This is a genomic window from Henriciella mobilis (assembly GCF_003576285.1).
Taxonomy (GTDB): Bacteria; Pseudomonadota; Alphaproteobacteria; order Caulobacterales; family Hyphomonadaceae; genus Henriciella; species Henriciella mobilis.
The window spans coordinates 1,031,019-1,043,195 of record NZ_QWFX01000005.1 but is presented as its reverse complement, the minus strand read 5'-3'; the positions used below and the strand labels follow the sequence as shown (position 1 = coordinate 1,043,195).

General features: G+C 59.4%; 8 protein-coding genes and 1 tRNA gene. 3 read left to right on the top strand and 6 right to left on the bottom strand.

The genetic code is table 11. The features are described from left to right. Positions 1–79: 79 nt before the first annotated feature. The 6 genes from D1223_RS04640 to D1223_RS04615 form a co-directional block, all read right to left on the bottom strand. Positions 80–1,285 (bottom strand): OmpA family protein, encoded by a 1,206-nt coding sequence (locus tag D1223_RS04640; protein WP_199288187.1) that lies wholly within the window; start codon positions 1,283–1,285, stop codon positions 80–82. Between the two features lie 237 nt (positions 1,286–1,522). Beyond that, positions 1,523–1,599, bottom strand: a tRNA-His gene (locus D1223_RS04635). A 74-nt stretch (positions 1,600–1,673) separates the two neighbouring features. Continuing rightward, positions 1,674–3,185, bottom strand: a complete 1,512-nt coding sequence (locus tag D1223_RS04630) for a flavin-containing monooxygenase (protein ID WP_119375213.1) — start codon at positions 3,183–3,185, stop codon at positions 1,674–1,676. 80 nt (positions 3,186–3,265) lie between these two features. After that, positions 3,266–4,693, bottom strand: coding sequence for an efflux transporter outer membrane subunit (locus D1223_RS04625; RefSeq protein ID WP_233353036.1), 1,428 nt, complete (start codon positions 4,691–4,693; stop codon positions 3,266–3,268). Between the two features lie 2 nt (positions 4,694–4,695). Beyond that, complete coding sequence (locus D1223_RS04620) at positions 4,696–7,830, bottom strand: efflux RND transporter permease subunit (protein ID WP_119375211.1); 3,135 nt, start codon at positions 7,828–7,830, stop codon at positions 4,696–4,698. Positions 7,831–7,842: 12 nt separating this feature from the next. Continuing rightward, entirely contained in the window at positions 7,843–9,069 is a 1,227-nt protein-coding gene (locus D1223_RS04615; RefSeq protein WP_158588406.1) for an efflux RND transporter periplasmic adaptor subunit, read from the bottom strand. Between the two features lie 154 nt (positions 9,070–9,223). Here D1223_RS04615 and D1223_RS04610 point away from each other — a divergent pair, with 154 nt between their 5' ends. From D1223_RS04610 to doeB2, 3 genes are all read left to right on the top strand, one after another. Next, a complete protein-coding gene (locus tag D1223_RS04610; RefSeq protein ID WP_158588405.1) occupies positions 9,224–9,820 on the top strand; it encodes a TetR/AcrR family transcriptional regulator in 597 nt (198 codons plus the stop codon). 58 nt (positions 9,821–9,878) lie between these two features. After that, positions 9,879–10,487, top strand: coding sequence for an exopolysaccharide biosynthesis protein (locus D1223_RS04605; RefSeq protein ID WP_119375208.1), 609 nt, complete (start codon positions 9,879–9,881; stop codon positions 10,485–10,487). A gap of 448 nt (positions 10,488–10,935) precedes the next feature. Next, complete coding sequence (gene doeB2, locus D1223_RS04595) at positions 10,936–12,153, top strand: N(2)-acetyl-L-2,4-diaminobutanoate deacetylase DoeB2 (protein WP_119375206.1); 1,218 nt, start codon at positions 10,936–10,938, stop codon at positions 12,151–12,153. The last annotated feature ends 24 nt before the right edge of the window (positions 12,154–12,177 follow it).

Sequence of the window (12,177 nt, the reverse complement as noted above, 5' to 3'; positions counted from 1 at the left end):
TTTCCAACAGTCTGCGCCATAAAAAAATGGCCCGGCGCATTGCCGGGCCATTCCTGTTTCTGGTTGTCGGATCGGCGTCCTAGCGGACGATGATCGTGACTTCCGAACGACGGTTCAGCGGCTCGCGAACACCGTCGCGCGTCGCCTTGGCGAGATCGTTCTCACCGCGGCCTTCGGTCGAGATCATGTCAGACCCGATGCCACGCGACGTCAGCGCTGTGGCAACAGAAGCCGCACGGCGCTGCGACAGGCGAGCGTTGTAGGTCGCCGCACCCGACGTATCGGTGTGACCAACAATCGTCACCGAGCCCGGGGCACAGTCTTCACGCGCCCGGATGTTGGCAACGGCCTGGTCGATCACCGCAGCGGCCTGGCTCGTCAGGTCGGAGCTGTCCCACTCGAAGTAGACCACGAAGGCCTGGTTCAGCGTCGAGCAGGCTGCGACCGGCGCTTCCTCAACCTCTTCCGGCGGCGGCGGTGGCGGCGGCGGAGGCGGTGGAGGCGGCGGCGGTGGCGGCGGCGGCGGTGGCGGAGGCGGCGGCGGTGGTGGCGGCGGCGGGGCGCCAAACTGGTACCGCAGACCAACCGTCACGCTGTGGTCGGTGTACTGGGCTTCATAGTTGACCGGGTTGGCGTTGTAATCGCGGCCAACGTACTGCAGATCGTCCGTCGTGTAATACTTGTAGCCAATATCGAGAATGAGCTGCTCGGTGATGTCGTAGCCAATCCCTGCAAGGAATTGATATGCCAGAACCGCGTCTTCGTCGCTGAAGCCGTTAACGGTCGACGTGTTTCCACCAACATCTGCAGCGCGCAGGCTGAAAGCCTTCGCCTTCACTTGTGAGATACCAACACCGGCGCCCACATATGGGTTGAATGACGACTCTGGCATGAAGTCGTAGAGGCCATTCACCATGAAGTCGATCACGGAAATCTTGCCGTCCGAACCGGGCTCAAAGAACAGCGAAGCCGTATCAACCGGCGGACCGCCATTGATCACACCATCCGGATCAAGCGAGCCGGCACGCCAGCCAGCGACACCTTCAATACGGAAGCCGTTTTCGAAACCGTAACCGATCCCCGCGCTGACACCCGGAAGGCCACCATCCAGATCGGAGTCGCCTCCGAGGGAGTAAAGCGACCCCGGCTCAGCATCGTGATCCAGAGTGCCATCGAAAGTGTAGCCAAGATCAGCACGGCCATACCAGCCGTCCTGGGCGATTGCGACATTACCTGCCGACGCCATAGCGGCCGCAGCTGTCGCGCACATCAGAGTTCTTTTCATACTCATTCCTCTTTGTGAGCCGCATGAGCACCATTACTCACCGACCGCAGAGCTAACGGAGTGACCCGCATGGAATCGGTTTACAAAAGATTTGTTCCGGAAGCGAGATGCGACGGGCAAGTCCATTGGCTTCTTGTGGTTTTTTTTTGCTTGCGCTGCGTAAATGCAACAATTTCGGACAAATTTCTGGTGAGTTTCGCGCAACGGACGAGCCGCTCTGCTGCGATGCTTGGGAAATGGTACCGCCTTCCCGGTTTGAACGGGAGACCTCTAGATCCACAATCTAGCGCTCTAACCAACTGAGCTAAGGCGGCACTCGCGCGTGACATACGCCGAGCAAGCAGCGCGTTCAAGACATTTTGCCCGGCTGTTGCAGTCGCCTGCAGGCTTATTGGGCAGCAACGGGCGGCCTAAGCGAATCGTCGGACGTATCTTCGCTCTCCGACTGCCTCGACCTGAAGACGAGCACGCCGTCTTCCAGATTGGCATGCCTGAGGGCGAATATGTCCTTCACATAATTCTGGTGCAGGCGCCAAGGCATGCGGTCGCCCTGCTTTGGCAGGTTGTCATTGGCCCGCTGCACATAACCTGATGAGAAATCGAGCCATGGCTGGTCCCCCAAGGGTTCACCGGCTTCCGGACGAACCTCATCATAGTCTTTCTTGTCCATGAAGCGTAGCAACCTGGTCGTGAAATCGGCCGTGAGGTCGGCTTTCAGTGTCCAGGACGCATTCGTGTAACCGAACGTCGAAACCAGATTTGGCACGTTCTCGAACATGATCCCACGATAACCATGGATTTCGCCGGGCTGCACAGCCTGACCATCCACGACCAGATCGATCCCGCCGAGAAAATTCAGCTTCAGCCCTGTTGCCGTAACAATAATGTCGGCATCCAGATGTTCGCCACTTTTCAACTCGATCCCGTTCTCGCTGAATCGCTCAATGTGATCGGTCACGACCGATGCGGAGCCGGATTTCAAAGCGTGGAACAGGTCACCGTCGGGGACCAGACACAGGCGTTGGTCCCATGGATTGTAGGTCGGTGTGAAATGAGTCTCGACGTCGAAATCGGGGCCCAGTTGTTCCTGTGCCATGTCGAGGATGCGCTTCTTGACTTTCGCCGGGCGCTTGCGAGCCAGATTGAAAAAGAACATCTGGAACAGGATGTTACGCCAGCGGGTCACGCCATAAGCCCATTTTCCCGGCAGCCATTTGCGAAGCTGTATCGCCGTTGAATCCTCTGCCGGACGAGACACGACATAGGTGGGTGAACGCTGCAGCATTGTGACGTGTTCGGCGGCCTTTGCCATTTCTGGCACAAGCGTCACCGCCGTCGCGCCAGAGCCAATGACGACGACCTTCTTGCCGGCATAGTCGAGATCCTCCGGCCAGGCCTGAGGATGAACGATCTGGCCGGAAAAGCTCTCCTCACCCGGGAAAGACGGCCGGTGGCCACCCTCGTAGGAGTAGTACCCCGCACAAGAGTAAAGGAAATTGCAGCTCAGCCTATGGTTGACGCCCGAAACCGCATCTTCGGCCTCGATGGTCCAGGTCGCAGTTTCGGAATCCCAGCTCGCTCGCTTTACCAGATGGTTGAAGCGGATCTGCTTGTCGATACCGTTCTCGCGGGCCGTCTCGTTGATGTATCGGAGAATGGACGGGCCATCCGCGATGGCCTTTCGTTCGGTCCACGGTTTGAAGATGTAGCCAAGGGTGAACATGTCGCTGTCGGACCGGATACCGGGATAGCGAAAAAGGTCCCACGTCCCGCCAATGGCGTCTCGGCCTTCCAGGATGGCATAGCTCTTTCCCGGACACTTTTCCTGCAAATGATAGGCCGCACCGATGCCTGACAGGCCGGCGCCGATTATCAGCACATCGAAATGTTCCTGTGTCATGCTCGCGATGAGAGCACGGCGACTGCCCGTCTGTCTAGGTGACGCTCGCGTCAAGTTTAGCGGATTAGGTCGCCCGGACGCTAATTTTGTCCCTGCAAGCCAGCCGGGGCCGCACCCTGTTCAGGCCACGCGCCAAGGGCCCGGTAAAGCGCGATGATGTTGAGGTGACGGACAAGTTCAGCCTGAATGAGCTGCTGACGGGCATTGTAATTGAGACGCTGCGAGTCAAGCACGGAGAGATAGTCATCGACCCCGACCTGGAACCGCTCCTGAGAAAGCTCCAGCGTGATCGACGTATCTTCAACCAACCGCCCAAGCGCATCGACCCGCTCATCAATTGTCCGTGCCACCGCAAGCGCATCCGCTGTGTCCCGGAAAGCGGACTGGATCGCTTGCTCATAGCTGGCCACCGCGATGTCGCGGCGCGCCTGACTGACCTCAAGATTGGACTGTCTTGCGCCGGCATCGAAGATCGGAAGCGAGATAGAGGGCCCGAAGCTCCAACCGGCCGTTCCGTCAAACAGATCGGTCAGATCGCTCGACGCGTATCCGACCTGTCCGGTCAGCGAGATGACCGGAAAGAAAGCGGCCCGCGCTGCGGCGACATTCGCATTCGCCGCCAATAGCTGGCGCTCTGCCTGCTGCACGTCCGGGCGCTTGAGCAGCACCAGAGAGGACTGCGAAAGCGGAACGTCGCTGACCAGAGGTGCGGGCTCGAGCCGGACCGCATCGTAGACCCCCTCGGGCAGGTCAGTCCCCACCACAAGGCGAAGTGCATTCAGATCCTGATCCACCTGCGCAGCGAACTGGGCGACCTGGGCCCGCGCAGTCTCGACGCTGGCCGAGGCCCGGCGCACATCAAGCTCGGTCGCAACGCCCGCGTCAAACAGCTCACCCGTCAGTTCCAGTGATTCCGACTGCACATCGACCGTATCTTCGGCCAGGGCGAGCAATGCCTTATCGGCAGCCAGCTGCATCCAGAGTTCACCGACCGTCGCAGCGATAGAGATTTTCGCAGCGCGTTCGCCTTCTTCGGTTGCGAGATAGGATTGCAAGGCTGCTTCATTGAGATTTGCGACTCGACCGAACAGGTCTAGTTCGTAAGCCGTGACGCCGATACTGGCGGATGCATTGTCACCAAATCCGGCTCCGCCGGCATTGCCCGTTTCAAACGTACCGCCTTCCGTCACAGCGCCGCGTGCATCGACGGCCGGCAGACGTTGGGCGCGTGAGATTCCGTATTGCGCGCGGGCCAGCTGCACATTGGCCGCCGCGATCCGCAGGTCGCGGTTCTCGTCGAGGGCGATTTCAATCAGCTGGCGCAATTCAGGCGCGGTAAATACGTCCTCCCAGACAACCGGTTCGACGGGTTCACCGTCCGGATCCGTGACCGGGAGCGCGGCGGGTATCGGCGCATCAGGCCGCTCATAGGGCTCGCTCACGGTCATGCAGCCCGAAAGGATCAGGGTGCCGCTTGCGACTGCCAGTAGGAGTGAATTCCGGATCATGCTCATGCCTCCGAAGGCTGCGCCTGTTTCAGAGGGCGCCCGCCTGCAAGTTTCCTGACTACAACGTAGAACATTGGCGCGAAGAACAAGCCCAACAGAATTGCCGATATCAGGCCTCCGACAACGGCTGTGCCTACGGCGACACGTCCAGCTGCCCCTGCCCCGGTGCTGAGCGCAAGGGGCAGCACGCCGAACCCGAAGGCAAAACTGGTCATCATGATTGGACGGAAGCGCATCCTCACCGCGCTCTTCACGGCCTCGACCAGCTCTATGCCCTGACGCTCCAGATCGCGGGCAAACTCCACGATCAGGATGGCATTCTTGGAAGCAAGACCAATCGTCGTAAGCAGTGCCACCTGGAAGAAGATATCATTGTCGAGCCCACGCAGCTGCGCCGCAATCACTGCCCCCGCCACACCCAGGGGTGCAGTCAGCAACACCGCAATCGGAACGATCCAGCTTTCATAAAGTGCCGCCAGGCACAGGAAGACGAACAGGATCGAGAGGATGTAGAGCATTGTCGACTGACTTCCGGCCTCCCGCTCTTGCGCGCTGATCCCTGACCAGGCAAGGTCAAAATTGCCGGGCAGCTGGTCGACGAGCGTCTCCATCTCCGACATCGCGACACCCGAACTGACTCCCGGCGCCGCATTGCCCTGGATATTGACCGCTGACAGGCCATTGAATCGTTGAAGCTGCGGCGATCCATACGTCCATTCCGTCGAAACGATTTCCTCGACCGGCGTCATACCGCCATTGCCGTTGCGCACCCGCCAGTCGCCGAGATCATCCGGCTGCATGCGGGATTCCGCTTCGCCCTGGACATAGACCCGCTTGATCCGGCCCCTGTCCAGGAAGTCGTTGACATAGCTGCCGCCAAAGGAGACCGAGAGCAGGTTGGTAATATCGGCAACTGAAATGCCGAGCGCCTGGGCTTTCTGATAGTCGATGTCGATCTTGAATTGCGGGCCATCGGCAAGGCCATTGGGCCGAACCCCCGCGAGCTTCTGGTTCTGGCCAGCCATTCCAAGAAGTTGCCCCTGCGCCGCCATGAGGGCTTCGTGGCCTTCATTGCCTGCGTCCTGAAGATACAGGTCGAAACCAGCCGAATTCCCGAGCTCCGGTATCGGCGGCGGAACAATGGCGAACACCATGGCATCTGTGAACGAAGAGAAACTCCCCGTAACGGCGTTCGCTATCTCGCTTGCGCCCTGTCCCGGTTCGGTCCGCTCAGACCAGTCTTTCAGGGCGCCGAACGCGATGCCGTTATTCTGCCCTCGCCCAGCGAAGCTGAATCCAGCAAGTGTGAATATGCCCTCCATGCTGTCGCCGTGGGCTTCGAAATAGCGCTCGCGAACCTGGTCGACCACCTCGGCCGAGCGTTCAAGGCTGGCATCAGCGGGAAGGCTGACGAGCGTGATGACGCGCCCCTGATCCTCCTGAGGCAGGAAAGAGGTTGGCAGGCGGGAGAACCCGAACCCGACAAGGACCACGATGACCGCGAAAACGCCGACAAAGACCCAGCGACGGCGAATGATCCGGCTGACGACGGCTTCATAGCCGTCCCGTACTCGGTTGAAATTGCGGTTGAAGAAGGCTGCAGGTGCTCCCAACACGCCGCCCGGCTCGCCCTGGCGGCCGCCTTTCAGGATCGTGGCGCAAAGCGCCGGAGAGAGAACAAGCGCGACCACCACCGAAAGGGCCATGGCCGAGACAATCGTCACCGAGAACTGGCGATAGATCAGACCGGCCGATCCCGGGAAGAAGGCCATTGGCACGAAAACAGCCGATAGCACCGTGGCAATACCAACCAGGGCGCCGGTGATCTGCTTCATCGACTTTCTTGTTGCCTCACGTGGCGCAAGGCCGTCTTCCTCCATCACCCGTTCGACATTCTCCACCACGACAATGGCGTCATCAACCAGCAAGCCGATGGCGAGCACCATTGCGAACATGGTGAGCGTGTTGATCGAGAAGCCAAGCGCAAGCAGCACAACCATCGTCCCCAGCAGCACGACGGGAACCGCCATCATCGGGATGAAGGACGCGCGCAGGCTCTGCAGGAAGACGAGAATGACGATGAAGACGAGCACAACGGCTTCCAGCAGCGTCTTCTGGACCTCATGGATCGATGTCTCGATGAAGGGCGTAGAGTCGACGGGAAAGGCATATTCGAGATCGGCAGGAAAGTTCGCCGACAGCTCTGCGACCCGCTCTTTGACTGCCTCGGCAGTATCCAGCGCGTTTGCGCCGGTCGCCAGGGACACGGCGAAGCCGGATGCCGGCATGCCGTTAAAGCGGGCAACGAAGGAATAGTTTTCCGCGCCCATCTCGACCCGGCCGACATCTTCCAGCCGAACGGAACCACCCTCCGGCGTTGTCTTGATCAGCAGCTGACGGAATTCGTCTGGCGTCGACAGCAGGGACTGGACCGTGATCGTCGCATTGATCTCCTGTCCCTCAACGGCCGGCGTTCCACCAAGGGCGCCAGCCGAGACCTGCGTATTCTGGGCGCGGATCGCTGCAATCGCATCGGCAGCAACAAGATTGTACTGGTACAGCTTATCGGGATCGAGCCAGATCCGCATGGAATATTGCGACCCGAAGAGCTGGACCTGACCGACGCCGTCGACACGGCTGACCGCATCATAAATATTGCTTCGGATATAATCGCCGATGTCAGTCTGATCGAACGTCCCATTGGGCGAATACAGCGAGGTGATCATCAGAAACCCGGTGCTGGCCTTGTTTACTGTCACACCCTGACGCTGGACCGGCTCCGGCAAGAGCGGGGTCGCAAGAGATAGCCGGTTCTGCACCTGCACCTGAGCGATATCCGGGTCGGTGCCGGTCTCGAAGGTCAGCGTTATCTGACTGGTTCCCGCCGAGCTCGACGTGGATGAGATGTAGTCAAGGCCGTCCAACCCCGTCATCTGTTGCTCAATGACCTGTGTGACGGAGTCCTCAACCGCCCTGGCCGAAGCGCCTGGATAGACTGCGCTGACACTGATCGTGGTGGGCGCAATGTCAGGATACTGGGCGACCGGAAGTACACGCAGGGCCATGACACCGCCCAGCATGATGACAATAGCGATCACCCAGGCGAAGACCGGCCTGTCGATAAAGAAGTTTGCCATGTCGCGGGTCCGCTATTCAGGGGTAACGCTCGAAGGGGCCACCTTCATTGATGCCAGGTTGCGCCCGGAGACCGAAGAATCCTGAACCGGCGTGCCCTCACGCAGTCTCTGGAAGCCGGAAACGATCAGCTTCTGGCCTGCTTCCACACCGGCAGTGACGATCCAGTCGCTGCCTTCGGATTCCTGGATCGCCAGCATGACCTGCTGCGCCGTGCCATCATCTGCAACAATGTAGGCAAAAGGTTCACCCTTCGGCGTACGCTGAACAGCGCGCTGCGGGACGCGATAGACATCGTCGAGCGTGCCGGCAGAAAACTCGGCCTTGACGAACATGCCTGGCAGGATCAGGCCGTCCGGGTTCGGAACCTGGGCGCGGATGATCACCGTACCGGCTGCCTCATCAACGCTGACTTCGCTGAACTCAAGCGCGCCGCGATGCGGATAGGCCTGGCCATTTTCCAGCCGGACCGTTACCGGAACGCCTGCATTTCCGTCGCTGGAACGAATTCGCCCGGCCGCCACATCCTGGCGCCAGCGAAGCACTTCCGAACTTGACGCTGTCATATCGACATAGATCGGGTCGAGCTGAAGAATCCGGGCGAGCTGCTGAGGTTGGTTGGCGGTAACAAGCGCGCCGGGCGTAACTGTTGAACGGCCGATACTGCCATCGATCGGGGCCCGGATAGTCGTACGGGCAAGGTCAATGCGAGCCCGCTCAAGGGCTGCTTTCTGTATGCCGACTTCGGCCTCAGCTTGCTTGGCAGCAGCGTCAGCCTCGTCATAGGATTGCTGGCTGACAGCATTGATGTCGCTGAGGCGCTGGAAACGGCTAGCGGTCTGGCGGGCCGTCTCAGCTGTCGCTTGAGCCCGGGCAAGCGCAGCGCGGGCACTTTCCACCGACGCGACATATTCCGACCGGTCTATCTGGTAGAGCGCGTCGCCTTCGCTCACCTGTTGACCTTCCGTGAACAAGCGCTTCTCGATCAGGCCGGAGACTTGCGGACGGATCTCAGCTTCGGCAAATGCGGTTGCGCGGGCGGGCAGAGACCGGACGCTCTCAACGGAAACCGGCTCCAGCAAAATCGTTTCGACCGGAACCGCGGATGTCTGCATCTGTTGCGGGTTGGCCGTTTGGGCCTGCTCTCCCGACCCGCAGGCTGTCAGGAAAATGGCGCTGGCAAGGGCCGCTGCGGCAAGAACGCGGCGACCAGTGTGGAGGGAGGAATTCGTGGAGGCCATTTTTGGTCCTTCTCGAGTCATGCCATGGGTTATGTCTTGATATTAGCATGACTTTGTATAATTAGAATGAACGCTCTATCTATTGCTGCGCCGCAGCAAGTCAAGAGGCGTCAATCGAGTTTGGAGTTAAATGGTGCAAAAAGACTGCGCGCCAATGACGGGAGCAGAAAAACGGCGAGCCGCAAGGATCGACCAGGTTCTCGATGCGGCTGCTGACTGTTTTGTCGAATACGGCTTTCACAATGCCGGAATGGCCAAGATCGCCAAACGAGCCGGCATGAGCGTCGGCCACATCTACCACTATTTCGAGAACAAGGAGGCGATTATTGCGGCCATCGTAGACCGTGAATCAGCGCTATCGTCTCAGCGATTTCTTGAACTAGAAGCCATTGCCCCCAGCGAACTGGCCGAAGCCATGGCCGACCGCGCGGCTCGGTCGATTTCAGACAATTCCGACATCATTCAGTCGGTCCTGAACATGGAGATGCTGGCGGAAGGCCAGCGAAATCCCGAAATCGCCAAAATCATTCAGCGCCACGACGAACATGTACGAAAGCAACTGATCCGCCTTTTTGGCGAAAAGCTTGGACTTTGCGATGCCGAAGCCCGCGCTGACATGCTGATGGTGGTCGTCTCAGGACTGGCAAGCCGCGTCCTGCGCCATCCGGGGCTCGATCGGGCAAAGCTTGTCCCGGTCCTACGCCAGACGCTGATCGATCTTATGTCTCCAGGTCCCATCTGTAAGCCGTGAACCTTTTGGCACCTCACGCGCTGTCACTATCTGAATGGAGTAGACGGAAGGGACAGACTTGACGGCTTCGCGAGACGACCCGCTGGAAAATGTACTGGATCGGGCCATCAACGATATTGATGGTGAAAAGATCACCTTTGGTGACGTGCTGGACCTGTTCGGTGATCGGTCGTTTGGACCGGTCATCGCCTTTTTGGGCCTACTGGTTGTGCTGCCGCCCCTGGGAGCCGTTCCCGGCCTGCCGGCGCTGATCGGCCTGATCATCATTATGTTTTCGCTACAGATCCTGTTCGGCGCCAAACATATCTGGGTGCCCAAATTTGTGCAGAAGCGCTCGATCGGCAAAGACAAGCTGAAAGCCGCCAACTGCCGCGCCAAGCCCTGGCTAAAGCGGATTGACAAATTGATATCCGAGCGGCTTGAATTTCTGACAGGCCGCATCGCGGTGGTTGTTGCCGCCCTGATGGTCACCCTTCTTGCTCTATTGATGATCCCGCTGGAACTGGTGCCGTTCGCGGTTGCCGCGCCCGGAGCCGCGATTGTCTTGTTTGGGCTTGCTTTCGTCGCTCGAGACGGCGTGCTCATGCTGTTAGGCTATGTGGCGTCGATCGCCGCGACGGTTATCACGATCATTACCGTTCCGTGGGGCTCGCTTCCAGGCCTGTAGGCCGTCCCTGCCTCATTCAAGCATCGCCGGTCACGCTCAACTTTGCTGACAATTCAAACGATTCCGGAACGGTTTGCCCACCAAACAGTTTGATAAGGGAACGATGAGAAGGAACATGGGAACACAAAGCGGAAAGCTGACAGGTGATACGGCATGCGAGGAGACGCGTCAGCAGCGGCGCGCCTTCCGAAAAGCCGTGTCCAGCGGACTGAGAAGGGCATTCCAGCCCGGCAAGCCGCACAGCCTGCCTGGTGATTTCATCGAACTCCTTCAAAAGGCTGACAGCAAAACAGCCAAGCCTTGAAGTTCAAAGACCATCAAGCGATGCTTAGATAGTCTAAGTTCTTCATTTTTCAGGATGATTTGCATACGAACTGTTTCGCTAAACGAGGTGATTTACTCCCCGAAGGCGGGTTGAAGTCTGACTGCCGGAGTTTACGCTAAAGAAATGGAAGACATTATCTTCAGGCTGGAAAACGAAGCCAACTCGGACGTATGGACATCTCTGATCGGGGCGTCCGTAGCGTTTCGCCGAGACCTTCATCGAAAGCCGGAGCTGCCTTGGCAGGAAGAAAATACCGCGGCCGCCATCCGCGCGTCTCTCGATGCCCTGAATATTCCGTGGCGCCCCTGCGCCGGAACGGGCACGCTGGCGACCCTGGCAAAGCACGCGCCAGGCCGGCATGTCGGTCTGCGCGCGGATATCGACGCCCTGCCTATCCACGAAGCTGGCGGACACGCCTGGGTATCGATCCACGAAGGCTGCATGCATGCCTGTGGACATGACGGCCATTCGGCGGCCCTTATGTCGACGGCAGCGTGGCTGAAAGCGCACGAGTCCGAATTACCAGGCCCCGTCACCCTGCTCTTCCAGCCCGCGGAGGAAGGCGGGCACGGCGCGAAAAAGATGATTGAGGACGGCGCTCTCGATGGGTTGGACGTCATTTTCGGTTGGCACAACTGGCCGGCGATCCCGTTCGGAAAAGCCGTCTGCCCGGACGGAGCCGTTATGGCCGGCAACGGTACGTTCCGGATTCACCTGCAAGGCTCGGGCGGGCATGCCAGCCAGCCGGAGAATACGCGTGACCCCGTCCTAGCCGCTGCCGCAGTAACTATGGCACTGCAACAGATCATCGCGCGCCGCGTCACGCCACAGAATGCGGCCGTCGTCAGCGTTACGTCAATTGAGGCACCCAGCGGTGAAACGGTCATCCCGGATAGCGCAAGGCTTGCCGGAAGCATCCGGATCGCCGACCCGTCCGACCGGGCTCGTATCGACGGAATGATTCAAGAAATAGCGACCGCACAGGCGGCCGCTTATGGTGTCCAAGCGACCGTCGAAATCTTCCCTCGCTATGACGCGACGATCAATCACGCTAGCCAGGCCGGCGAGATGAGAGCCGCAATTGCGGCTGATCTTGGACATGACTGGCAATTTGGCGAATTACCTGTGCCCATCATGGCGTCAGAGGATTTCTCTTACTATTTGAAGGAGTTACCCGGCGCCTTTGCACTGATTGGTGCAGATGATGGCAACGGACATGACGTGCCCTGCCACTCGCCGCGATACGATTTTAACGACCGGCTGCTGCCCATCGTCACGCGCATCTATGCGCGCCTGGCTGGTGCGCCATTGCCAATGCAATCAACCGCCCAAATGGATTGAGGCCGGCCGAACCATCCGACCGAA